The 23,426-nt window shown below is 68.7% G+C and carries 23 protein-coding genes and 1 riboswitch; of the genes, 11 read left to right on the forward strand and 12 right to left on the reverse strand.

The window, feature by feature from the left end; translation table 11 throughout:
* Nucleotides 1–36: 36 nt before the first annotated feature.
* The 5 genes from FHT26_RS28585 to FHT26_RS28605 all read left to right on the forward strand — a co-directional run bounded on the left by FHT26_RS28585 (nucleotide 37) and on the right by FHT26_RS28605 (nucleotide 4,803).
* Nucleotides 37–225, forward strand: coding sequence for a CbtB domain-containing protein (locus tag FHT26_RS28585; protein WP_168563470.1), 189 nt, complete (start codon nucleotides 37–39; stop codon nucleotides 223–225).
* A 13-nt stretch (nucleotides 226–238) separates the two neighbouring features.
* Nucleotides 239–1,030, forward strand: coding sequence for a CbtA family protein (locus FHT26_RS28590; RefSeq protein ID WP_168563471.1), 792 nt, complete (start codon nucleotides 239–241; stop codon nucleotides 1,028–1,030).
* Nucleotides 1,027–2,007 carry a precorrin-3B C(17)-methyltransferase gene (gene cobJ, locus FHT26_RS28595; RefSeq protein ID WP_168563472.1) on the forward strand — a complete coding sequence of 327 codons (981 nt, stop codon included), beginning with the start codon at nucleotides 1,027–1,029 and terminating at the stop codon, nucleotides 2,005–2,007. The genes FHT26_RS28590 and cobJ overlap by 4 nt, the downstream gene beginning before the upstream one ends.
* A 45-nt stretch (nucleotides 2,008–2,052) precedes the next feature.
* Nucleotides 2,053–2,248: riboswitch (cobalamin riboswitch) on the forward strand.
* Between the two features lie 138 nt (nucleotides 2,249–2,386).
* Nucleotides 2,387–4,429 (forward strand): TonB-dependent receptor, encoded by a 2,043-nt coding sequence (locus FHT26_RS28600; protein ID WP_210427650.1) that lies wholly within the window; start codon nucleotides 2,387–2,389, stop codon nucleotides 4,427–4,429.
* Between the two features lie 29 nt (nucleotides 4,430–4,458).
* On the forward strand, nucleotides 4,459–4,803 hold the full coding sequence (locus FHT26_RS28605; RefSeq protein ID WP_168563474.1) for a (2Fe-2S) ferredoxin domain-containing protein: 345 nt from the start codon (nucleotides 4,459–4,461) through the stop codon (nucleotides 4,801–4,803).
* Between the two features lies 1 nt (nucleotide 4,804).
* Here FHT26_RS28605 and FHT26_RS28610 read toward each other — a convergent pair whose 3' ends face one another.
* A complete protein-coding gene (locus tag FHT26_RS28610; protein ID WP_168563475.1) occupies nucleotides 4,805–5,500 on the reverse strand; it encodes a CTP synthase C-terminal region-related (seleno)protein in 696 nt (231 codons plus the stop codon).
* A complete protein-coding gene (gene trpE / locus FHT26_RS28615) occupies nucleotides 5,500–6,984 on the reverse strand; it encodes an anthranilate synthase component I (RefSeq protein WP_168563476.1) in 1,485 nt (494 codons plus the stop codon). Before trpE ends, FHT26_RS28610 begins: the two co-directional genes overlap by 1 nt.
* A 386-nt stretch (nucleotides 6,985–7,370) precedes the next feature.
* On the opposite strand from trpE, the gene FHT26_RS28620 reads away from it, so the two are divergent.
* Entirely contained in the window at nucleotides 7,371–8,003 is a 633-nt protein-coding gene (locus FHT26_RS28620) for a chalcone isomerase family protein (RefSeq protein WP_349238239.1), read from the forward strand.
* Here FHT26_RS28620 and FHT26_RS28625 read toward each other — a convergent pair.
* From FHT26_RS28625 to FHT26_RS28635, 3 genes are all read right to left on the reverse strand, one after another.
* Nucleotides 8,000–8,671: a phosphoglycolate phosphatase gene (locus tag FHT26_RS28625; RefSeq protein ID WP_168563478.1), complete on the reverse strand. Its 672-nt coding sequence runs from the start codon at nucleotides 8,669–8,671 to the stop codon at nucleotides 8,000–8,002. The genes FHT26_RS28620 and FHT26_RS28625 overlap by 4 nt on opposite strands.
* Before the next feature lie 7 nt (nucleotides 8,672–8,678).
* On the reverse strand, nucleotides 8,679–9,137 hold the full coding sequence (locus tag FHT26_RS28630) for a nuclear transport factor 2 family protein (protein ID WP_168563479.1): 459 nt from the start codon (nucleotides 9,135–9,137) through the stop codon (nucleotides 8,679–8,681).
* A gap of 73 nt (nucleotides 9,138–9,210) precedes the next feature.
* Nucleotides 9,211–11,526 (reverse strand): TonB-dependent receptor, encoded by a 2,316-nt coding sequence (locus FHT26_RS28635; protein WP_168563480.1) that lies wholly within the window; start codon nucleotides 11,524–11,526, stop codon nucleotides 9,211–9,213.
* A gap of 416 nt (nucleotides 11,527–11,942) precedes the next feature.
* Between FHT26_RS28635 and FHT26_RS28640 the strand changes: the two genes are divergently transcribed.
* The 4 genes from FHT26_RS28640 to FHT26_RS28660 are packed head-to-tail and all read left to right on the forward strand — an operon-like array spanning nucleotide 11,943 to nucleotide 14,614.
* Nucleotides 11,943–12,956 (forward strand): transglutaminase family protein, encoded by a 1,014-nt coding sequence (locus FHT26_RS28640; RefSeq protein ID WP_168563481.1) that lies wholly within the window; start codon nucleotides 11,943–11,945, stop codon nucleotides 12,954–12,956.
* A gap of 25 nt (nucleotides 12,957–12,981) precedes the next feature.
* Nucleotides 12,982–13,560: an RHS repeat-associated core domain-containing protein gene (locus FHT26_RS29595; protein WP_210427652.1), complete on the forward strand. Its 579-nt coding sequence runs from the start codon at nucleotides 12,982–12,984 to the stop codon at nucleotides 13,558–13,560.
* A 2-nt stretch (nucleotides 13,561–13,562) separates the two neighbouring features.
* Nucleotides 13,563–14,075: a hypothetical protein gene (locus FHT26_RS28655; protein ID WP_168563482.1), complete on the forward strand. Its 513-nt coding sequence runs from the start codon at nucleotides 13,563–13,565 to the stop codon at nucleotides 14,073–14,075.
* A 53-nt stretch (nucleotides 14,076–14,128) separates the two neighbouring features.
* Nucleotides 14,129–14,614 (forward strand): ankyrin repeat domain-containing protein, encoded by a 486-nt coding sequence (locus FHT26_RS28660; RefSeq protein WP_168563483.1) that lies wholly within the window; start codon nucleotides 14,129–14,131, stop codon nucleotides 14,612–14,614.
* A 51-nt stretch (nucleotides 14,615–14,665) separates the two neighbouring features.
* On the opposite strand, the gene FHT26_RS28665 is transcribed toward FHT26_RS28660, so the two are convergent.
* The 7 genes from FHT26_RS28665 to FHT26_RS28695 all read right to left on the reverse strand — a co-directional run bounded on the left by FHT26_RS28665 (nucleotide 14,666) and on the right by FHT26_RS28695 (nucleotide 21,108).
* Nucleotides 14,666–15,307 (reverse strand): response regulator, encoded by a 642-nt coding sequence (locus FHT26_RS28665; RefSeq protein WP_168563484.1) that lies wholly within the window; start codon nucleotides 15,305–15,307, stop codon nucleotides 14,666–14,668.
* A complete protein-coding gene (locus tag FHT26_RS30575) occupies nucleotides 15,304–16,275 on the reverse strand; it encodes an ATP-binding protein (RefSeq protein WP_168563485.1) in 972 nt (323 codons plus the stop codon). Before FHT26_RS30575 ends, FHT26_RS28665 begins: the two co-directional genes overlap by 4 nt.
* The gene (locus FHT26_RS28675; protein ID WP_168563486.1) at nucleotides 16,262–17,230 is read right to left on the reverse strand and encodes a Bug family tripartite tricarboxylate transporter substrate binding protein; all 969 of its coding nucleotides are present in this window, start codon (nucleotides 17,228–17,230) and stop codon (nucleotides 16,262–16,264) included. Before FHT26_RS28675 ends, FHT26_RS30575 begins: the two co-directional genes overlap by 14 nt.
* Complete coding sequence (locus tag FHT26_RS28680) at nucleotides 17,227–18,114, reverse strand: ABC transporter permease (RefSeq protein WP_168563523.1); 888 nt, start codon at nucleotides 18,112–18,114, stop codon at nucleotides 17,227–17,229. Before FHT26_RS28680 ends, FHT26_RS28675 begins: the two co-directional genes overlap by 4 nt.
* 47 nt (nucleotides 18,115–18,161) lie before the next feature.
* On the reverse strand, nucleotides 18,162–19,301 hold the full coding sequence (locus FHT26_RS28685) for an ABC transporter substrate-binding protein (RefSeq protein ID WP_246868149.1): 1,140 nt from the start codon (nucleotides 19,299–19,301) through the stop codon (nucleotides 18,162–18,164).
* Between the two features lie 38 nt (nucleotides 19,302–19,339).
* Nucleotides 19,340–20,290 (reverse strand): PQQ-dependent catabolism-associated beta-propeller protein, encoded by a 951-nt coding sequence (locus FHT26_RS28690; RefSeq protein WP_168563488.1) that lies wholly within the window; start codon nucleotides 20,288–20,290, stop codon nucleotides 19,340–19,342.
* Between the two features lie 104 nt (nucleotides 20,291–20,394).
* Complete coding sequence (locus FHT26_RS28695; RefSeq protein WP_168563489.1) at nucleotides 20,395–21,108, reverse strand: ABC transporter ATP-binding protein; 714 nt, start codon at nucleotides 21,106–21,108, stop codon at nucleotides 20,395–20,397.
* Nucleotides 21,109–21,613: 505 nt separating this feature from the next.
* Here FHT26_RS28695 and xoxF point away from each other — a divergent pair.
* Nucleotides 21,614–23,356, forward strand: a complete 1,743-nt coding sequence (xoxF, locus tag FHT26_RS28700) for a PQQ-dependent ethylene glycol dehydrogenase XoxF (protein WP_490362822.1) — start codon at nucleotides 21,614–21,616, stop codon at nucleotides 23,354–23,356.
* Nucleotides 23,357–23,426: the final 70 nt, after the last annotated feature.

Genomic DNA, 23,426 nt, shown 5'->3' on the forward strand with positions numbered 1-23,426 from the left:
CATTTCGCTGTCATCACGTCAACCCAAGGAGAACCCATGAACCCGCAAACCCTGCAAGCTTCGATCGCCCTGCCCGTCGCCGCCTCGCGCGGCGTGATTCGCCAGCTGGCGTCTGCCGCACTGCTCGGTGTCGTGCTGCTGTACGGCGTCGCGTTCGCCGAGAGCCCGCTCGCGCACAACGCGGCGCACGACGTGCGCCATGCCACTGGCCGTCCGTGCCACTGAGCGGGAGCCGATGATGCTGTTCCGACGCCTGGTGTGGTGTGCGCTGCTCGTCGCCGTGGCGGTGGGCAGCCTGCAGTGGGCCGTGCAACGCTGGCAGGCGGTGCCGATCATCCTCGCGGCCGAAGCATTCGAGGTGCAGAAGGCGACCGTGCCGGCAGCCCACGCGCACACGCCGGAAGACGCCACGCATGCGCACCACCACGAGGTCGACTGGACGCCGGCCGACGGCGTCGAGCGCAGCGCCTGGACCTGGATCGCCAACCTGCTGAATGCGTTCGCGCTCGCGCTGCTGGTGTTCGTCGCGATGGGCGCCTGGGCCTGGCAGCGCGGGCTGTCGGCCGGCACGTGGCAGCTCGCCGCGGCGGTCGCCGCGATCGGCTGGCTCAGCCTGCACCTGTGGCCGTCGCTCGGGCTGCCGGCCGAAGTGCCGGGCACCGAGGCGGCCGACCTGCGGCTGCGCCAGCTGTGGTGGCTCGTGGCGGCAGGCAGCGCGCTGTCGGCCTGCGCGCTGGTCGCGTTCGGCCGCAAGCCCTGGCGCTGGCCAGCGGCCGCGGCGTGGCTCGCACTGCCGTTCGTGATCGGCGCGCCGCAGCTGATCGGCGACCCGCTCGGCGCGTTCAGCGGCGAGGCCCATCAGCGCCTGCAGCAGCTCGGCCACGACTTCGTGCTCGCGACGCACGTGTCAGCGTCGTTGTTCTGGCTGTCGATGGGCGTCGTGGCCGGGCCGGTGTTCAAGCGCTGGCTCGCGCCCTTGCTCGATCGATCGGCCGGCACCGCGGCGCAATCCACCGGGAGCCTGGCATGAGTGGAAAAATCACCTTGGTCGGCATCGGCCCCGGCAGCGTCGAGCACATGACGCAGCGCGCCCGCGATGCGATCGCCGAGGCCGACGTCGTCGTCGGCTACGTCACCTACATCAAGCTGGTCGCCGACCTGCTCGAAGGCAAGGAGGTCGTGCGCAAGGGCATGACCGAAGAGCTCGACCGCGCCGTCAGCGCGCTCGATGCAGCCCGCGCCGGCAAGAAGGTCGCGCTGATCTCGTCGGGCGATGCCGGTGTCTACGGCATGGCCGGGCCGACCTACGAGGTGCTGTTCCAGGCCGGGTGGACGCCGGCCGACGAGGTGCAGGTCGAGGTGGTGCCCGGCGCGTCGGCGATCAACGCCTGCGCGGCCCGCGTCGGTGCACCGCTGACGCACGACTTCTGCTCGATCTCGCTGAGCGATTTGCTGACGCCGTGGCCGGTGATCGCGCGCCGGCTCGATGCGGCCGCACAGGCCGACTTCGTCGTCGCGCTGTACAACCCGAAGAGCGGTCGCCGCACGCGGCAGATCGTCGAGGCGCAGCGGCTGTTCCTGCGGCACCGCCGGCCCGACACGCCGGTGGCCGTCGTCAAGAGCGCGTACCGGCGCCGCGAGCGCATCGAGTTCACGACGCTCGCCACGATGGCCGACAGCGAGATCGGCATGCTGAGCACGGTGCTGATCGGCAACAGCCACACCTTCATTCGCGACGGGCTGATGGTCACGCCGCGCGGCTACGCGAACAAGTACGACATCGAGCAAGGCAACGAGACGCGCGACGGCGAACGCGCCGGCCGCTCGCTGAGCACCGGGCTGCTGGGCTGGCTCGACACCTTGCACGCGCAGCTCGCCGAAGGCCACACCCTCGCCGACCTGGCGCGGCTGCACGGGCTGCCGGCCGACTACCTGGCCGCCACGCTGGCCGAGCCGGTCGAGCCGGCCGCCACCACCACAACGACGACCGACGAGGGGGAGGGCTGAGACCCGCGCGGGGGCGAGCCGATGGCCCCCGCGCGGCAGACACGACCAGGTGCCTGCGGCGTTCACCGCGCCGCGGGTCAAACGGGAACGGGGTTCGATGCCCCGACTGCACCCGCAACGGTGTGCGAGCGCAAATGCGTCAAGGCGGTTCACGGCTGCCAGCCACTGGGCCCATCGGCCCGGGAAGGCGACGCGTTCGAGACCGACAGGTCCCGGCTCGCAAGTCCGGATACCGGCCTGGCGTGAGGGGCCGCCGCCCGCGGGCGGCGGCGAACACCACGCACGGCATCTGCGGGAATGCGGATGCCATGCAGCGACGGGTCTTTCAACGATGCAACAGCGCAAGCTGCCCCCCGCCCTGGCCGCCACGGCCCTGGCGATGAACTTCTTCACCCCTGCCCCGGCCTTGGCCGAGGAGTTGGCCTCTGCGCTGCCCGGCGTCACCATCGTCGGCCGCGGGCAGGACCTGATCGGCGTCGCCGATTCGGCCACCGAAGGCAAGGTCAGCGCGCAGCAGCTCGCGAACCGGCCGCTGCTGCGCCCGGCCGAGGTGCTGGAGACGGTGCCCGGCATGACCGTCACGCAGCACAGCGGCGACGGCAAGGCCAACCAGTATTTCCTGCGCGGCTTCAACCTGGACCACGGCAGCGACTTCGCGAGCTTCGTCAACGGCATGCCGGTCAACATGGCCAGCCATGCGCACGGCCAGGGGTACATGGACCTGAACTTCCTGATTCCCGAGCTGATCGGCGCGATGCGCTACCGCAAGGGCGTCTACGCGGCCGAGGACGGCGACTTCGCGACCACCGGCTCAGCCCGCATCGAGTACCAGCGCGCGCTGCCGGCGCCGATGGTCGACCTGAGCGTCGGCGCGCACGACTTCCGCCGCCTGCTGGCCGCGGGCAGCCGGCAGTGGGGTGAGGACGGCCCGACGCTGCTGGCCGCCTTCGAGGGCGCGACCCACGACGGCCCGTGGCAGCAGCCCGAGCGGCTGCGCAAGGTCAACGGCGTGCTGCGTCTCTCCGAAGGCACGGCGCGCGACGGCCACGCGCTGACCGCGATGGCCTACCACGCCGAATGGACCGCCACCGAGCACGTGCCCGCACGCGCGATCTCGAGCGGCGAGATCGACCGCTTCGGCGAACTGGTGCCGGGCGACGGCGGCCGCACGCACCGCCACAGCCTGTCGGCCGACTGGGCCGGCAGCGACGGCAGCACGCGCACGCAGGCGAGTGCCTACGTGATCGACTACGGGCTGAACCTGTTCTCCAACCCATCGGGCTACCTCAACGGCCCGCAGGGCGACCAGCATGAGCAGGCCGACGAGCGCACCGTGTGGGGCAGCCAGCTGGCGCGCCACTGGTTGATCGCGCCGGCCGGCCACGAGACCGAGCTGACGCTGGGCGCGCAACTGCGCCACGACCGCATCGGCACGCTCGGCCTGTACGACACGGTGAACCGCGCGCGGACGGCCACCGTGCGCGAAGACCGGGTGCGCGAGACGCTGCTGGGCGTCTATACCGAGGCGCGCACGCAGTGGCAGCCGTGGCTGCGCAGCGACCTCGGCCTGCGCGTCGACACCGTGCGCGCGAACGTGATGCCGACCGGCGGCGCCGACAACCTGCAGAATGGCGGCAGCGCCCGCGCGACGCAGCTCAGCCCGAAGCTCGGGCTGGCCTTCGGCCCGTTCGGCGACGGCGCGCGCACCGAGCTGTATGCCAACTGGGGCCGCGGCTTCCACAGCAACGACGTGCGCGGCGTGACGGCGGCCGTCGACCCGGTGCCGGCGCTGGTGCGCGCGACCGGCCGCGAGATCGGCCTGCGCGCGGTGCCGCTGCCGGGCTGGACGACCAGCCTGTCGCTGTGGCAGGTGAAGCTGGCGTCGGAGCTGGTGTTCGTCGGCGATGCCGGCGTGACCGAGCCGAAGGGCGCGTCGAAGCGGGTCGGTGTCGAATGGTCGAACGACTGGCAGTTGAACCGCTGGCTGCTGCTGGACGCCGACGTGGCCTGGTCGCGGGCGCGCTTCGAGCAGGAGGAAGAACCGGGCAGCGGCACGCAGGTGCCGAACGCGATCCCGCGCTCGGCCTCGTTCGCGCTGGCCGCCGACGACCACGGCGCGTGGTTCGGCGGGCTGCGCTGGCGCTACATCGGCAGCTATGCGCTGGAGGAGACCGGCACGCAGCGTTCGTCGTCGCTGTGGACCGCGAACCTGAAGGCCGGCTGGCGTGCGAACCCGTCGCTGCAGTTCGCGCTCGACGTGCTGAACCTGTTCGACCGCGAGGCATACGACATCGAGTACTGGGGGGCGGCGTGCTCGAAGGCCGACGGCCCCGCGTGCAACGGGGGCGCCGGCATCGACGGCCGGCTGGTGCATCCGATGGAGCCGCGCACCTTCCGCGTGTCGATGCGCGCGACGTTCTGAAGAACACAACAGTCCAGGAGAGCCACGCCATGACCGACGAAGTGACCAAGCCGAAGATCGGCGACTACCGCCGCCACCTGCTGATCTGCACCGGCCCGCGCTGCACGCAGCAGGGCGAATCGCAGGCGCTGTTCGACAGCCTCGGCGACAAGTTCAAGGCCGCCGGCCTGCACGAGGGCGAGCTGCGCGTGAAGCGCAGCCGCGTCAGCTGCTTCGCCGCCTGCAAGGGCGGCCCGGTGATGTGCGTGCAGCCCGACGGCACCTGGTACTACGACGTGACGCCGGCCAACATGGACCGCATCATCGAGCAGCACCTGGTGGGCGGCCGACCGGTCGAGGACCTGGTGTTCCACCAGGGCCCGACCGGCGGCTGATTCAGCGCACCGCCACCGCCCGCACGAAGGCCGCGACGACCGGCGGCACGACGCCCTTCAGCGCGGCGCGCTCCGGCTGGAACAGCGTGCCGACGAAGAACGGATGGCCGTCGAGTTCGATCGCGCGGACCTCGCCGTTCTCGTCGTGCGCGGTCGGGCGCAACGGCCCCTGCGTCAGCAGCGCGGCGAACGCCGGGTTGAGCCCGTAGTTGCAGCGGTAGCCCTCGTGCGCGGTCGCGGCGCCATAGGCCGCCGCGAGGCGCGAGCCCGGCGCCAGGCGCAGGTCCTGGCCCACCTCGACCAGCGAGCAGGCCAGCGCGCTGATCACCGCACGCTGCGCCTGCGGCGCGGTCTCGGCATGCTCGGCATCGGTCCAGCCCAGCACGTCTCGCGCAAACTCGATCACCGCATGCTGGAAGCCGCCGCAGGTGCCGAGGAAGGGCATGCCGCGCTCGCGCGCAACGCGGATCGCCCGCAGCACCGCGCGCATGTCGCGGTAGGGGCTGCCCGGCACGCACCACAGGCCGTCGTACGCGGCAAGCGCGTCGTCCGCCGGCAACGCATCGCTGGCCAGCCAGTCGAATGCGACCGGCTGCCGGAGCTGCTCGGCGGCCAGGCCCAGTGCGATCGGGATCGCGCGGTGCGCGGCGATGTCGTCGTCGCGGTCGCCGACCAGGCCGATGCGACGCGCGCCCATCAGAAGCCCTCCTCGACCAGCTCGGCCGCGCGGATCAGCGCGCGGGCCTTGGCCTCGGTCTCCTTCCATTCGAGCTCGGGCACCGAATCGGCGACCACGCCGGCCGCGGCCTGCACGTACAGCGTGTTGTCCTTGACGATGCCGGTGCGGATCGCGATCGCGACGTCCATGTCGCCGGCGAAGCTGAGGTAGCCGCAGGCGCCGCCGTAGATGCCGCGCTTCACCGGTTCGAGCTCGTCGATGATCTCCATCGCCCGCACCTTCGGCGCGCCGGTCAGCGTACCGGCCGGGAACGTCGCGCGCAGCACGTCGAGGCTGGTCATGCCGTCCTTCAGCAGGCCCTCGACGTTGCTGACGATGTGCATCACATGCGAATAGCGCTCGACCGTGAAGGCCTCGGTCACCTTCACGCTGCCGGTCTTCGCGATGCGGCCGATGTCGTTGCGCGCCAGGTCGATCAGCATCACGTGCTCGGCGCGTTCCTTCGGGTCGCTGCTCAGCTCGGCCTCGAGCGCCTTGTCCTGTGCCGGCGTCGCGCCGCGCGGGCGGGTGCCGGCCAGCGGGCGGATCGTGACCTTCTCGCCCTCGGGCGTGGTCTCCTGGCGCACCAGGATCTCGGGTGACGCGCCGACGATCTGGAAATCGCCCATGTCGTAGAAGTACATGTACGGCGACGGGTTCAGCGAGCGCAGCGCGCGGTACAGGCTCAGCGGCGATTCGGTGTAGCGCTTCTTCAGCCGCTGGCCGACCTGCACCTGCATCATGTCGCCGGCCGCGATGTACTCCTTGGCCTTCAGCACCGCGGCGAGGTAGTCCTCTTTCGCGAACTCCCGTTCCACCGCATGCGAGGTGCCGCGGCGCACCGGCGGCGCGGTGACGCTGTACTTCAGCTTGTCGCCCAGTTCGGCCAGGCGCCGCTTGGCCTTGAAGAACGCCTCCGGCTGGCCCGGGTCGGCGTAGACGATCAGGTAGAGCCGGCCCGACAGGTTGTCGATGACCGCCAGTTCCTCGCACTGCAGCAGCAGGATGTCGGGCGTGTCGAGCCCGCCGGGCAACTCGGTCTTCGCGAGCTTGTGCTCGATGAAGCGCACCGCGTCGTAGCCGAAGTAGCCGGCCAGCCCGCCGCAGAAGCGCGGCAGCCCGGGGCGCAGCGCGACCTTGAAGCGCTTCTGGTAGCCGGCGATGAAATCGAGCGGATTGCCGTCGTGCGTCTCGACGACCTGGCCGTCGGTGACGACCTCGGTGCGAAAGCCGGTGGCGCACAACTGCGTGCGCGCCGGCAGGCCGATGAACGAATAGCGGCCGAAGCGTTCGCCACCGACCACCGATTCGAGCAGGAAGCTGTGCTTGCTGCTGCCGCTGCCATGCGCGAGCTTCAGGTAGAGCGACAGCGGGGTTTCGAGATCGGCGAACGCTTCGGCGATCAGCGGGATGCGGTTGAAGCCTTGCGAGGCGAGGCTCTTGAATTCAAGTTCGGTGATCACGTGCTGGGGCCCTCCACGGCCCGGCGCGGCGCCTGGGGGCCGGCCTGGTGACTGCATTCTGCGGATGGCACGCGGCGCAGTGTGCGCGGCGGCCGATGGAGCCGGAGGGCGGGGGCTGAAAGCAGCCCCGTCGGCCCACGGCAAGCAAACCTGCGTGGATCAGGCCCGCCAGGGCCAGGCTCCCCGGTCGTGCGACCCCTTGGTTTGCTTGCGTGCGATGAACATCGAAAAAGTGTAGCAGGCTTGGCATTCCATCCGGGGAAGCGATCGGTCGTCCGTGAAATCATGAATGGACCCGCCCTTGTCACCGACAGACACTCCTGCGTTGCCTGGAGCGCTCCATACTGGGGCGTCGGGCTCACGATGACAACGAGATGGAGACTGCCGTGATTCGTCGAATCTTCCTGCTGGCCGCCACGGCCACCGCCTTCGCGGCACCGCTTGCGGCGCAAGCCCAGACCCAGCCTCCGGCCGTCGAACTGGCCGGCGTGCGCTACGAATCCACCGTGCAGGTGGCCAACACGAAGCTGGTGCTGAACGGCGCCGGCATCCGCTACAAGGCGATCTTCAAGGTCTACACCGCCGGCCTGTACCTGACCGCGAAAGCGACGACGCCCGAGGCGGTGCTCGCGACGCCGGGCCCGCGCCGCATGCACATCACGATGCTGCGCGACATCGACGCGAACGAGCTCGGCAAGCTCTTCACGCGCGGCATGGAACAGAACACCACGCGCGACGACTTCATGAAGTCGATCGGCGGCACGCTGAAGCTGAGCGAGGTGTTCTCGGCGAAGAAGAAGCTGGTGGCCGGTGATTCGTTCTACGTCGACTGGCTGCCCGGCCAGGGCACGGTGATCGTCGTCAACGGCAAGCCGGCCAACGAGCCGATCAAGGAACCGGAGTTCTATTCGTCGCTGCTGAAGATCTGGCTGGGCCATTCGCCCGCCGATTCGTCACTGAAGGACGCGTTGCTCGGAAAAGCCGCCACCGGCAACGGCGCCGGTGCCGGCAACAACTAGCCGGGCACCAACTGGTCGAGCCGGTCGATGAACCCATCGGCATCGACCTCTCGCACCGGCTCGCCGTGGTTGTAGCCGTAGGTCACGAGGATCACCGGGCAGCCCGCCGCGCGGGCCGCCTGCGCGTCGTTGGCGGAGTCGCCGACCATCAGCACCTGTGACGGCGGCACGCCGAGCGCCTTGCACGATTCGAGCAACGGCAGCGGGTGCGGCTTCTTCTGCGCGAACGCATCGCCGCCGAACACATGGCGGAAGAAGCCGGCCAGCTGCTTCTTCTCGAGCAGCGCCTGCGCAAAGGCCGTCGGCTTGTTCGTCAGGCAGGCCAGCGGCACGCCGGCACGCTGCAGGCGCAGCAGTCCCTCGACCACGCCGGGAAACACCTCGGCCTGCTCGCCGTTGACGCGCCGGTAGTGCCGCTGGTAACTGGCCCAGGCCTCTTCGTAGCGGTCGTCCACGCCGTCCACTTCCATCAGCGTGCGGCGGATCAGGTGCTCCGAACCCTTGCCGACCGTGTGCGCGATGAAGTCGCGCCCGATCGGCGGCAGCGCCAGTTCGCCGAGCATCGCGTTCAGCGCGACGGCGAAGTCGCCGAGCGTGTCGACCATCGTGCCGTCGAGGTCGATGAGCGCGGCGCGCCAGGCGGGGTGGTTCGGGTGGAGAGAGTTCACCAGCGTTTCACTCCTGCGCGGTACTCATTCGTGCGAGAACCTCGGGCAGCACGCCGTACGCCCGCGCAGAGGCCAGGTGGTCGATGTAGTCCCGGGACTCGACGATCAGGCCGTCGACCACGCGAACGACGAAGATGCAACGCGTGTTCAACGGCCGTTGATCAATGCTGCCCTCGTAGCGGAACTCGGCAATGACGACTTCCGGATCGGCCGTCGTGTGCAGCTTCCAGTCCGCAACGCTGGACGAGACCGGCACGCCCGCTTGCGGCAGCTTTGCAAAATGCGCTCGCAGCGACGCTCGACCGACGGTCGCCGAGCTTGCCTGCTCCGGGTGAAACGGGTGGGTGACGCGCGCGTCTGCGGCGTACAGGTTCGCCAGCGCATCGACCTGGCTCGAGTCACCATTTCTCAGTCGGGTGACGCGGTCGACGAGTTCCCTGACCGTTTCACTGGCGGTGCGTGTCAATTTGAAGTCCCGTGGTGCGTGCAGCAGACCCGCGTGACTATGCCTCACGGCGGCCTGGGCGTGTGATGGCCGCTCAGATCTCGGCCGCCCCGAACGACACCCGCAGCCCGATCCAGCCGGCCCGCGGCGCCCCCGGCGCAACGAACTGCTCATGCTTCCAGTCCGCCGGCACCTGCACCGCGCCGTTCGCATCGAACGCATTGCTGCCGAGCAGCCCGCCCGTCGAGTACTTGCGATCGAACACGTTCGACAGCTTGCCGAACAGCTCCCAGCCCGGCCGGAAGGTCCAGCCGGTCGTCAGGTCGAGCACCGCGAACCCGGCGGTGCGGCCGCTGCCGAAGAAGTCGACGCCGTCCGGCTGCTGGGCATTGTTCTCGTTGCCGCGCACGTACTGCTTCGATTGCGCCCGCAGTTGCCCGCCGACGCGCCAGCCCGGCGCGGCCTGCAGGTCCAGGCCGAGCTTCAGCGTGTGGCTCGGCAGGCCGGGCAGGCGGTCGCCTTTGCGCACCTCGATCTCGTCGTCGCCGCTGCAGGCGGCACGGGTCTCGGCGCTGCTGTTGGCTTCGGACACCAGGCAGGCCGGCGAGTCGAAGGTGGCGCGCAGGTAGCTGTACGACAACGCCCAGTTCAGCGCCCCGCTCTGCTGCGACAGGCCGAGCTCCACGCCCTGGCGCACGGTGCGGCCGACGTTGCTGAAGTAGCCGGCCGACAGCCCGTTGCTGATGAACAGCAAATCATCCTGGTTGACGGTGCGGAACACCGACGCATTCCAGCGCAGCCCTTGTGCCACTGACTCCAGCGTGCCGCGCACGCCGGCTTCCAGCGTGCGCGACACCACCTGCTTCAGGGGAGGATCCGACTGCAGCGCGTTCGGCAGCACGCAGGCATGGACCGGGTCCGAGCAGCCGAGTTCGATCGGGCTCGGCGCGCGGTTGCCCTGGCTCCAGCCGCCATAGGCGGTGAAGCTTGGCGTCACCTGCCAGGTCGCACCGACTGCCGGGTTGAACTTGCGGTAGCGGTCGGCGGCATCCAGGTTGGTCGGCAGGCCCAGCTCGGCACGCCCTTCGTCGACGGTGCTGACGCGGGTGTCGTTGTAGCGGCCCGAGACGGTGAGCTGCAGGTTCGACTGCAGCGCGAACAAGTCGGTGACGTAGACGCTGTTGGTGCGGCTGCGGCCGGAGATCTGCGCATTGACCTCGGCGTCTTCGGTCGGGATCACCGCGCGGCTCGCATCGAGCCCGCCTTCGGCCTCGCTCTGCATGAAGCGGTGGCGCGAGCGGTCGTGCGACACGCCGACGGTCACGCGGTGCGGCTGCGCATGCCAGGTCGCCTGCACCGCCAGCCCCTCGCTGTCGGTGCGCGTGCGGGTGCGGTTCTCGACGCCGGTCTCCTCGACGGCCGGCGGGTCGTAGTCGTCGTTCAGGTCGCCGTTCAGCGTCGACGCGCGGCTGCGCCGCGCGTAGGCGGTGGCCGCCATCTCCCATGCCGGGTCCAGCGTCGCGGTCGTGTTGAAGGTCAGCAGCGTCGCCTCGTTGTCGGTCAGGTCCGGTCGCGTGTAGACCTGCTCGCGGCGCTGCGCCAGCATCGATTCCGGCAGTGCGCCGTTGCCGACCAGTTGGTTGTCCGCATGGCCGAGGCTCAGGTCCCACGAGAAGCTGCGGCTGCGCTGCCCGCCCTTGACGAACAGCTGCCGCACGCGCGACGGCGATTCGTCGCGCCAGCCGTCTTCGTTCAGCGCGCCGAAGGCCATGAAGAGGTGGCCGGTCTCGCCGAGCCGGCGGCCGTGCGTCAGCTCGGTGCTGATGCGGCCGAACGAGCCGCCCTCCACTTCGAGTTCGGTGCCGGGGTGGGTGTCGCCGCTCTTGGTCTGCAGCGACAACGCGCCGCCCAGCGTGTTCAGCCCGAACAACGGGTTCGAGCCCGGCAGCAGCGTGATGCTGGCCAGCGCGGCCCGCGGCAGCAGGTCCCAGTTGACGATGTCGCCGAAGGGCTCGTTGACGCGCACCCCGTCGAGGAACACCGACAGCCCCTGCGGCGTGCCGAGCAGCGGGCTGGCGGTGAAGCCGCGGTAGTTGACGTCCATCTGGTACGGGTTGCCCTGCAGCTCGTTGACGTTGACGCTCGGCAATTGCGTGCGCATGAACTCCGGCAGGTTCAGGCTCTGCAACTGGCGCAGCCGCCGGTCGGTGGCGGTCTGCACGTTGGACGGGATCTGGTCCTTCGGCACGCCGGTGCCGGGGACCGGCGTGGCCAGCACGATCTCGACCTCGGGCAGCACGACGACAGGCGCCGTCTGCGCGCGGGCGGCGGGACCGTGCGCCATCAGGGCGAGCAGCGATGCGTTCGCGAGCGGGCGAATGCGCCAGGGTGACCGGCGGGGGTGATGCATGTGAAGTCTCCGGGGGTGCGTGGTTCCTTGTCGGAGTTGCGCGGGTCGGCTGGGTGGTGGTGGTAGTGGTAGTGGTAGTGGTGGTGGTGGTGCCACGCTAACCAGCGGCTCGTGTGCGGCACAGGGAAAACTTCCCGGCCGCACTGCTCGTTTCCACCAAGGGCGATCCGTCAGGTGGGCCCGGGATTGACGCTGCCTGCGCACCCCGGGTAGATTGCGACCACTTCCAGTGCCTCACAAGGCGCCGTCTCAACGGCATGCCCGCCACACGGTCGGCAGCGCCCGTCAGCGCAAGTTCTTTGCGCTCGACATCCACGATGTATCAGCGCTTGCGGTGCCACTGATTCGAATCAGTGCACGGCGAGATTCATTGCGTACGCCCGCGTGGCGTGCTCGCGTCCAGCATCCGGAAGATCATGAAGACCCTCTTGCACAGTCTCGCTGCGCTGCTGCTCAGCGGCGCAGCAGCATTTGCCCAGAACACGCCGCTTCCGAAGCCCGTGGCCTTCACGGCGCATCTGCAATCGATCAAGGCAGAACTCGAGAAACCAGAGGAGGCGCTCGACCTCGGCGAATTCATTCTCACGCTGCAACGAATGATCGATCCGGGCATCGACGTTCCCGGCAACCTCCGGCGGCTCGACGACATGGCCAACGAGATCAACGCCATGTTCCCCGTCATGGCAACCGGCATGGTGAAGGTGGAAGCCTTGAAGAAGTATCTGTACGTGGCGGGTCCCTGGAACGGCAACCGGCCTTTCCAGTACGACCTCGACGACCCGCTCGGAAAGAACCTTCACAACAAGCTTCTGTCCAGCTATCTCGATACCCACAAAGGAAATTGCGTTTCGATGCCGAGCTTGTTCGTCGTCCTCGGCCAGAGGATCGGCCTCAACGTGACGCTGGCGACCGTCCCCAGGCACATCTTCGTCAAGTACCGCGACGAGGGTGGTTGGATTTACAACATCGAGACAACGAGCGGCGGCGGATTCGCTCGCGACGCCTGGTTGCGGCAGCTGTACGAGATGACCGACCTGTCCTTGCGAACCGGCATCTACATGCGGCCATTGTCGAAGAAGGAGGCGGCCATCGTGATGGTCGACACACTGCTCGAGTTCTATGAAGCGAACGGCGTGCTGCAAGCTCGTGTGGACCTGGCACTGCTCTCGCTGCGCCACGCACCGAGACACGTCACCGGCATGCTGCACCTTGCAGCGACCTACGGCTGGATGGCCGAGGTCTCCTACCGGCTCGACTACAACAGCCCCGACCCACGGATGCCGCTGAAGGAGAGGCTCAAGTATCTGGAACTGAATCGACAGGCCATGGAATGGGATCAGCGCGCGCAGTCGCTGGGCTGGCAACCCAGCAGTCCGGAAGCCGAGGCCGCCTATCTCAGGCGCGTCGAGGATGCGAGGAAGTCTTTGTAGACAACATTGATCTGGAGAAAAGAAGATGTTCAATCGAATTGATTTCAAGCCTTTGGTGATCCTGTTGGCTCTCGCCCTCACGTACGAAGATGCGGCGGGGCATTACACACAGCCAGATCCCATCGGCCTTGCTGGGGGTGTCAATCCATATGCATACGTCGAAGGAAACCCGGTCACCCGAATCGATCCTGCGGGACTTGATTGGGTTTATGTCCAATCAGCGGGCCAGATGTATTACCAACCCACAGCCAATCTTGGTGGCGGTCCACCACAGCCGATCGGCGGACCCATGTACGCCGGCCACGGTGCAGGCGTGAACAACCCTGCGCTCGACTTCGTTCCGTCGGTTGGCCCATTGCCAACCGGTGGCTACACAATCGGCCAGCAGCAGAACAACCTCACAGGGGCCGGCTTGAGTTTGCCTGGCTCAATGCGTCTCACGCCGGACGTCGACAACTGGATGCATGGTCGATCCGGTTTCCTCATCCATGGCGACAACAACGCCGGGAATCGATCGGCATCAGAGGGCTGCATCATTCAACCCAGGAGCATTCGAGATCTCATTGGCGTCAGCCAGGATCGCAGGCTCCGAGTCATTCCGTAGCCATGCGTTCACTTTGCGGCTTGTTTCTCGGGTTGTTTCTGGCAAACGCCGCGTTCGCGATTGACGACCGGCCCGTGGAGTTGCCGGCGGACGGACAGACCGTCGTCGAGGGCGTTCGCGCAAAGCAGTCGGCACGCGCGATGGTGACCACGATGGTGATGTCGGGAGCGAAAGGATCGCCCGACGTTGCAGCGTTGGTCGAGCGAGAGTGTGCGGCGCAGGGCCGCCCATGCAGTCTCGTCACGGGCCTCGAGATCACCGTGAATGGTCGGCCACTCGCCGTGCCCCGATCGTCGTTCCGTGGTCTCGGCAACGTTCGAACTGCCAAGCTGGTTCCGAAGGGGAAGTCCTTTCACCTGGTCCTTCGCGGAGGGGACGGAGCGGAAGGATTTGTTGCCACCATCGTGTTCGATCGGGATCGCGTCCTCAAACGCCGGCTTGCGAGCAGCCTGGCCCCCGAGGACGCGCTCGAGGAGACGACCTATCGGACTCAGAAGGAATCGTTCGATCGGTAGCGCACGCTGTCGACAACGAAGACGATCATCGAACGCAACAAAGCCGAATTCGAATGCTGCAAGCAGTTCCACGTCATCACCGACCTGCCATCGCCGGGTCGGCACGGCTACTTGCGACTCTGCTCATCGCGGCTCTCTTGTCGTCACTGACCATCGCGGCCTGTTCACCGCAAAACACCAACGACCAGGTATGGGCAGCGTCGAGCGGCAACCTCCCCCGCGTGAAGGAATTGGTGTCGCAGAACGTGAGCGTCAATGCGCGTGCGTTCGATGACGGTCAGACTGCATTGATCGCGGCTGCTCGGAGCGGCAGGCAAGACATCGTGGAGTTTCTCGTCGCCAACGGTGCCGACGTCAATTTGAAGGATGACGCAGGAACTCCGCTGTACTGGGCAGCCTTCGATGAGGTCTACACGCAACTCCTGCTCTTCCAGATCGCGAGTTTCGCCCTGATCCTCCTTCCCTATTGGCTCGGGGGATTGCTTCTCGCTGTTCTCATTGAGTTCGTGATTTTCGGGCGCAAAGCGCGTGGAAGCTGAGAGGCAACTGCGGTCACTGTCGGCACGGTCCGTGACCCGATCCCGTCCGCCCTAGGCACCCGCCGTGCTGATCACCTGATGCCGTATCGCCAGGTGCACCAGCGCGGCGGACGTCACCACGCCGAGCTTGTCCTTGATCGCCGTTTGCAGGTTGGCAACGGTCTTGGGGCTGAGCTTCAGCACCTCGGCGCACGCGCCGGCCGAATGGCCTTGCGCGAGCAACCGGAACACTTCGAACTCGCGCGCGCTCAGCTCGGCCAAGCGCGCCGCCTCGTCATGCGGATCGCGTTCGAACAGCGCCGGCGACAGCTCGCGGCCCAGGTAACGCCGCCCCGCATGCAGCTCGCGCACCGCGTCGACCAGGCACTCCGGCGCGCTCGCCTTCGTCAGGAATCCCCTGGCGCCGGCCTGCAGCGCGCGCCGCACCAGCACCGGCGCGTCGTGCATGCTGAACACCAGCAGCCGCGCCTGCGCATCGCGCAGCAGCACGCGGCGCAGCAGCGCCAATCCGCCGCCACCGGGCATCGCGAGGTCGGTGACCAGCACGTCGGGCCGGTGCGCGACGAAGGCTGCATGCGCCGCATCGGCATCGCCCGCTTCGGCGATCACCTGGATGTCGCCCGCCTGGTCGAGCAGCCGCAGGTAGCCGCTGCGCACCACCGGGTGGTCGTCGGCCAGCAGCACGCGAATCATGCGAGCGCCTCGTCGGACCGCGCCGCACCGGTCGGCGCGGCGGCCGGCATCGGCACGCGCATCGCGAGCCGCACACCGCGGCCCGGCGCCGCGCGCAGGTCCAGCTCGCCGCCCAGCGCCGCGGCCCGCTCGGCCGCCCCCAGCAGGCCGAGGCCGCGCGTCGCGGCGGCCAGGTCCATGCCCCGCCCGTCGTCCTCGATGCTCAGCTGCAGCTCGCCCTGCACGCTGCGGCCCAGCCTCACGTGCACCGCGCTGGCGCGGGCATGGCGCAGCACGTTGGTCAGGCCTTCCTGCGCCACGCGGTACAGCGCGATGTCGACCGCATCGCCGAAGTCCTGCGCGAATGCCTCGTGGTGAAAGATGCAGGCGACGCCGCTGCGCTCTTCCCACGCTTCGCACAGCTCCTGCAGCGCCGCGACCAGCCCCAGCTCGTCGAGGTTGGCCGGCCGCAGGCGGCGCAGCATGCCGCGCACCGCCTGGTACAGCTGCTGCGCCGCGCGGTCGGCGCGCTCCACCGCCGCCAGCGTGGCGTTGCGGTCGGCCGCGCCGCACAGGCGGACGAACGCGGTTTCAGCGCGCACCGCGGCGCAGCCCTGGCCCAGCTCGTCGTGCAGCTCGCGCGACAAGGCCAGCCGCTCGCTCTCCTGCACCGCGATCAGCTGGCGCGCCAGCTCGCGGTTGTGCAGCAGCAGCGCACGCGCCTGCGCCTCGGCCTGCTCGCGCAGCGCGAGCTGCGCGCGGGCCTCCTGCGCGCGGCGCAGCGCATACCACGCGAGCCCGCCGGCCAGCACCGTCAGGCTGAACGGCAGCTCGTCGGCCTGCCAGTGCTCGTAAGGTGCGACCCAGCGCTGCACCCGTTCGCCGAGTTCGAGCCACGACGCGAGGCCGTAGCTGGCCAGCGCGGCCAGCAGCACGGCACCGGCATCGCGCCGCGAGCGCCAGCGCGGGCGGGCTTCAGATGCCGCCACGCGACAGGCCCATGCGTTCAACGATGAGCCCCTCCTTGATGAACTGCTGGCGGCAGACCTCGGCGTACTCGGCCGGGCCGAGGTAGTCGATCTGCTGGTCGTACTTGGTCAGCTCCTGCGCGAACAGCGGGTCGAACAGCGCCTTCCGGAACGCGTCGTGCAGCACCGCGACCACGTCGGCCGGCAACCCGCGCGGCCCGCCCAGCCCGTAGGGCGACATCGCGACGATGTCGAAGCCGAGCTCGCGCAGCGTCGGCACCTGCGGCCAGCGGCGCGAGCGCTGCGCGGCGAAGGTGGCGAGCAGCCGCAGCCGGCCCGAATCGACGAAGGGCCCGAAGCCGGTGGAATTGACGCCGACCATCACCTGCCCGGAATCGACCGCGATCATCTGCTCCGACGTGCCCTTGTACGGCACGTGGATGTACTTCAGCCCGCGCGCGGTGAACAGCTCTTCGAGCACCACGTGCGGCGTGGTGCCGACGCCGTTGGTCGCGATCGTCAGGCGGCCGGGGTTCTGGCGTGCATAGGCGAACAGGTCGTCGAGCTTGCGCAGCTTGCTGCCGGCGCCGACCAGCACGCCGAAGGTGACGCCGGAGACCTGCAGGATCGGCGTCACGTCGCGGATCGGGTCCCACAGCACCTTCTGCGTGTGCACCGCGCGGAAGATCGGCTGCGGCAGCTGCGCGATGGTGTAGCCGTCGGGCTCGGCCTGCTGCAGGATCGGCATCGCCAGCGTGCCGCCGGCGCCGCCGCGGTTCTCCGTGACCACCGGCTGCCCGAGGTGCTGCGAGGCGAGTTCGGCCAGCAGGCGCAGCGAGAGATCGGTCGCGCCACCGGCCGGCCACGGGATCCACATCACGATGGGACGCGACGGGTAAGGCGATTGCGCGTGCGCCAGCGGCCGCGCGCCGAGTGCCGCTGCAGCACCGATGAATTCACGGCGGGTGACGGTCATGGCGGACCGCCTCCTCGTTTCGCCAAGCCTCCGAAGCCGCGCTGCGGGTCATAGCCCCAACAGGCCACCACGAAGAACGCCAGCAAGCAGCCCAGCACCACCCACGGCGCCACACCCGGGTCCTTGCCGTACAGCGCGAAGCGGATCCACTCGACCGCGTGCGTGAACGGGTTGAAGCGCGCCAGCTGGTACACCCATCCGGCACCCGATTCCTGCAGCTTCCACAACGGGTAGAGCGCGGTCGACAGGAAGTACATCGGGAAGATCACGAAGTTCATCGTGCCGGCGAAGTTCTCCAGCTGCTTGATGTGCACCGACAGCAGCAGCCCGAGCGCGCCCAGCATCAGCGCGCCGCACACCAGCGCGAGCAGCGCATGCAGCCCGGCCCACGAGAACAGCGGCAGCTCGGTGCCGAGCAGCGTCGCGACCGCCACGAAGGCCAGCGCCTGCAGCACCGACAGCAGCGCGGTCGCGCACAGCTTGCTGAACAGCAGCCACGAGCGCGGCAGCGGCGCGGTCAGCAGCAGCCGCATCAGCCCCATCTCGCGGTCGTAGACCATCGCCAGCGACGACTGCATGCCGTTGAACAGCAGCACCATGCCGACCAGGCCGGGCGCGATGTAGACGTCGTACGGGATGTAGGTGTCGTACGGCTCGACGATCGCGACGCCGAACACGTTGCGGAAGCCGGCGGCGAACACCGCGAGCCACAGCAGCGGGCGCACCAGCGCCGAGACCAGCCGGCCGGTCTGCTGCGAGAACTTGAACAGCTCGCGCACGACGATGGCCTGCAACGCCTGCAGTGCATGCGCGATGCCGTGGCGCGCAACGGCCTGGTCAGGCGCAGCCGGCCGAGCGCCGGGCCGCCCCGAGCCGGCCGGCATCCCCTCGGGGGATCGTCCGGCGTACCCGTCGGGCGAGGGGTCGTCATCTACCGTGTCGCTTTGCATAGCTTCTCCGGTGCATCGGCGCCCAACGTATCGAGCACCTCGGTCGGGTGCAGCAGCCCTTCGATCGGCGCCTGCGCGATCACGCCCTGCCCATCGGTCAGCAGCATCGACTGCCGCAGCTGCCCGTCCCACGGACGGAAGCTCAGGCTGCCTCCTTTGGACCCATCGACCGGCGTCGAGGCCAGCGCCTTCGCCCACGCGGCATTCGGCCCCTTCGGCTCGGCCGCCGCGATCGCGATCAAGGCCTTGCCGCCCATCCACGCCGCCCAGTCGTGGTCGGTCATCGGCCGCTTCGCGGCCTTCGCGAACCGGCGCGACACCTGCGGCGCGCCATAGCGTTCGAACTGCGCATGCCAGGCCAGCGCGACCAGCCCGGCGTCGCCGACCACCGGCCGCGGCAGCACGGTGCGGTACGGCAGGCTGCGCGCGAACTCGCCATCGCTGTCGACCACCCACACCGCGTCGTACGCGGTGCCGGCGGTCAGCAGCAGCGGGTTCGCGAGATCGCGCTCGCGCGGGTCGGCCGAGAGCCTGTAGGGCTTGCTGGCGACCACCTGCAGGCCGTAGCGCTTGATCGAGGCCTGCGCAGTGGCTGCGCGACCCTGGTCCTGCGGGCTGCTGCCGACGAGCAGCAGCAGCTTGGTCCACTTGCGGGACACCAGCGTCTGCGCCAGCGCGTCGGTGCGCATGCGTTCGCTCGGGATCAGGTGGAACAGCCGCGCGCGGCAGTCCTGCTGGCGCAGCCTGTCGGCGCTGTCGCCGAGGTTCAGCACCGGCAGCTTCACCGCATCGGCCACCGCCAGCGTCGCGTCGCTGTCCAGGTCGGTCAGCACGACGGCTGCGCCGGCCTTCTCGGCGGCCTGCGCGGCGGCGCGCGCGGCATCGGGCGTCGCCGCGGTCACGACGCTCAAGGCGACCGCCGCACCGGCGGCTTCCAGCTCGAACCGGCCTTCGTCCAGCGCCACCTGCAGCCCGTCGGTCGCCGGGCCACCGGCGTGGCCGAGGTAGGCGCGCTCCAGCCGCGTGCGTTCCAGGCGGGCATCGTCGGCCGGCACGATCAGCGTCGCCTTCAGCGTCGCGGCGGCGGCGGTCGAGGCAGTGGCGGCACAGCACATCGACATCACCGTCCAGCGTACCCAGCGGCCTGCGGCACCGCGTGTCATTCGAGGATCGCCACGCCGTACGGCACGCGGCCGACCGGGATGCTCTTGATCGCCTTGCCGCCGGCCACGTCGACCACCGTCACGTCGTCGCTCAGCCCGTTGACGACGAACAGCCGCGCCTCGGCCTTGTCGAGCGCGACGTTCCAGGCCCGCTTGCCGACCAGCACCAGCTGCGTCGTCTTGCGGCTGGCCACGTCGATGAAAGCCACGTGGTTGGCCTTCCCGAGCGCGACGAAGGCCCGCTTGCCGTCGCGCGACATCAGGATGCCGACCGGCGTGATGTCGGTCGCGCGCGCGCCCTTCACCTCGAGCGGGATCGTGCCGATGACGGTGTTCGTCGCGGTCGCGATGATGCTGATGCTGGCGCCGAGCTCGTTGGTCACCCACAGCTCGCGGCCGTCGGGTGTCAGCGCCATGCGGCGCGGCCGCTTGCCGACCTTCACGTTGTGGGTGATCTTCGCGCTCGCGACGTCGATCACGTGGATCAGGCTCGCGACCTCGGAGGCGATGTACAGCGTCTTGCCGTCGGCGCCGACCTTCACGCCCTCGGGCTCCTGGCCGACCTTGATCGACTGCAGCGTCTTGCCGCTCGCGGCATCGATGAAGCTGGCCTCGGCGGCGTCTTCGTTCGACACGTAGATGGTCTTGCCGTCGGGCGACAGGTCGAAGGCCTCCGGCTCGTCGCCCAGCGGCACGCGGCGCAACGATTTTCCGGTGGCCGGGTCGATCACGTCGGCCGCGTTCGCATCGGTGCAGGCCACCATGATCTTGCGATCGGGCGTGACCTGGATGTGCCGGCCGCGCTTGCAGGTCGGCACGGTGCCCTTCACCGCGAGCGTCGCGAGGTCGATCATCGTCAGCGCATCGTCCTTCTCGCTCGACACGTAGGCGGTGCCTTGCGCCGATGCGAGCGTGCAGCAGGTGATCAGTGCGCAGGCGACGGCCATCGCGCGTCGGGCGCAACCCTTCGACGGACGGGCCTTCGACAGGCTCAGTCCCTGCTCAGGTCCTTCGACAAGCTCAGGGTGAACGGGCGCGTGCGTGGAGGTCATCAGGCGGTGCGGGCGATGAAGCCCGCCTCCAGCGTGGGTCGGCCAAGCGCTGCGGTCACGTCGGCCGGCGAGCCGTCGGCCAGCAGCGCGCCCTGGTGCAGCACCAGCACGCGGTCGGCGGCCAGCGCCTCCTCGACCCAGTGGGTTGCCCACAGCACGCAGACGCCGCGCTCCTGCACGTCGCTGCGCAACGCGGCCAGCAGGTCCTGGCGCGATTTCGGGTCCAGCCCGACGGTGGCTTCGTCCATCAGCATCACCGCCGGGTGGTGCAGCCCGGCGCGCACCAGCTCGACCTTGCGGCGATTGCCGCCCGACAGCTCGCGCACCTTGCGGTCGAGCTCGCCGCCCAGCCCGAGCCGCGCGCAACCGGCGTCGATGCGCTCGCGCGCCAGCCGGCGCGGCAGGCCGTGCAGGTCGGCCTGGAACAGCAGGTTGCGCCGGATGCTGAGGTCGAGGTCGAGCGAGATCTGCTGGAACACCACGCCGATCTGGCGCAGCGCCGACACGGCCGCGCGGCGCAGCGAATGGCCGGCCACCTCGACCTCGCCTTCGTCGGCCGCGAACAGCCCGGTCAGCAGCTGGAACAAGGTCGACTTGCCGGCGCCGTTGGGGCCGAGCAGCGCGACGAACTGGCCCGCCGGCAGCTGCAGCGACAAGCCGCGCAGCGCCGCGTGCTCGCCATAGCGCTTGGTCAGGCCGGTGGTCCGCAGCATCGTCGAAGGGGGCGTGGCGAAGCTCATGAACCACGAACACAGCAATACACGGGCCTGCGCCGATGCTGCAGTGCAATGCCGCGCAATGCGGCGCCACGCCACGGCGCGCACGGGCACCGACCCCTCCGCGTCACGCCCGTTGCGCGGCGCTGAAACACTCTGTGCCGAACGTGGTTGCCACGAATTCGGCGCAAGGTGTCAGCGGCATTTCATTTCCGGAACACCGGCGTCACGGGGCTGGAGCGAAACCTGGGTTTTCCCTCTTCGGGCAATCCCGCGGCCACGCATGGGCGCAAAACTTGCGGTTCTGCACCCGCCGAGTTCTGTGGGTCGCTGGGTGTGGTGGATCTCGGGGTGGATCTCGGGTGGATCTGGAAACAGTGCTTCGCGACCGGACTCTGGTCACTTCATAAAACAGGAGACTTCGATGCGAAATTCCGGTCTGTCGACATGGCGCGTCTGGCGCCATCTGGGCATGGTGTTGCTGGCGCTGCCGCCATTGGCGATGGCCAATGCGGACGTCGAGAAGAACATCGCCAACTCCAAGAACTGGGCGATGCAGGCTGGCGACATGTACAACCAGCGCTACACCAAGCTCAACCAGATCAACACCGGCAACGTCGGCAAGCTGCAGGTCGCGTGGACGTTCTCCACCGGCGTGCTGCGCGGCCATGAAGGCTCGCCGCTGGTGATCGACGGCACGATGTACCTGCACTCGCCGTTCCCGAACAAGGTGTTCGCGATCGACCTCGACAGCCAGAAGATCCTCTGGAAGTACGAGCCCAAGCAGGACCCGGCGGTGATCCCGCAGATGTGCTGCGACACGGTGAACCGCGGCCTGGCGTATGCCGAAGGCAAGATCGTGCTGCAGCAGGCCGACAGCGTGCTGGTCGCGCTCGACGCGAAGACCGGCAAGGTCGTCTGGAGCGTGAAGAACGGCGACCCGAAGCTCGGTGCCGTCAACACCAATGCGCCGCACATCTTCAAGGACAAGGTCTTCACCGGCATCAGCGGTGGCGAATGGGGCGTGCGCGGCTTCATCGCGGCCTACAACCTGAAGGACGGCAAGCTCGCCTGGAAGGGCTACAGCGTCGGCCCCGACGCCGACATGCTGATCGACCCCGACAAGACGATGACCTGGACCAACGGCGCGATGGCGCCGGTCGGCAAGGACTCGTCGACCAAGACCTGGAAGGGCGACCAGTGGAAGACCGGCGGCGGCACCACCTGGGGCTGGTACAGCTACGACAAGGCGCTGAACCTGATGTACTACGGCACCGGCAACCCGTCGACCTGGAACCCGTCGCAGCGGCCGGGCGACAACAAGTGGTCGATGACGATCTTCGCGCGCGACGTCGACACCGGCATGGCGAAGTGGGTCTACCAGATGACGCCGTACGACGAATGGGATTTCGACGGCATCAACGAGATGATCCTGGCCGACATCGACGTCAAGGGCAAGCCGACCAAGGCGCTGGTGCACTTCGACCGCAACGGCTTCGGCTACACGATGGACCGCGTGACCGGCGCGCTGCTGGTCGCCGAGAAGTACGACCCGCAGGTCAACTGGGCCACCCACGTCGACATGAAGACCGGGCGCCCGCAGGTGGTTTCGAAGTACTCGACGGCGCAGAACGGCGCGGACGTCAACACCAAGGGCATCTGCCCGGCGGCGCTGGGCAGCAAGGACCAGCAGCCGGCCGCGTACGACCCGGAGACCAAGCTGTTCTACGTGCCGACCAACCACGTGTGCATGGACTACGAGCCGTTCAAGGTGGAGTACACCGCCGGCCAGCCGTACGTCGGCGCGACGCTGTCGATGTTCCCGGCCCCGGGCAGCCATGGCGGCATGGGCAACTACATCACCTGGAACGCCGGCACCGGCAAGATCGTGCAGAGCCATGCCGAGAAGTTCTCGGTCTGGAGCGGTGCGCTGAACACCGCCGGCGGACTCAGCTGCTACGGCACGCTCGAAGGCTATCTGAAGTGCGTCGACAAGAAGGACATCAACAAGGAGCTCTTCAAGTTCAAGACGCCGTCCGGGATCATCGGCAACGTGTTCAGCTACGAGCACAAGGGCAAGCAGTACATCGGCGTGTTCTCGGGCATCGGCGGCTGGGCCGGCATCGGCATGGCCGCGGGCCTCGAGAAGGACCAGGACGGCCTGGGCGCCGTCGGTGGCTACAAGGAACTGGCCCAGTACACCGAGCTCGGCGGTTCGTTGACGGTGTTTGCCCTGCCGAACTGACGCGGCGGCGGCGGATCACAAAGACAGGGCCTGCCGGTTCGTTGCGAGCAGGCCCGGGGACCCACCGGGA

The organism is Rhizobacter sp. SG703, from assembly GCF_012275445.1.
Classification (GTDB): Bacteria; Pseudomonadota; Gammaproteobacteria; order Burkholderiales; family Burkholderiaceae_C; genus Rhizobacter.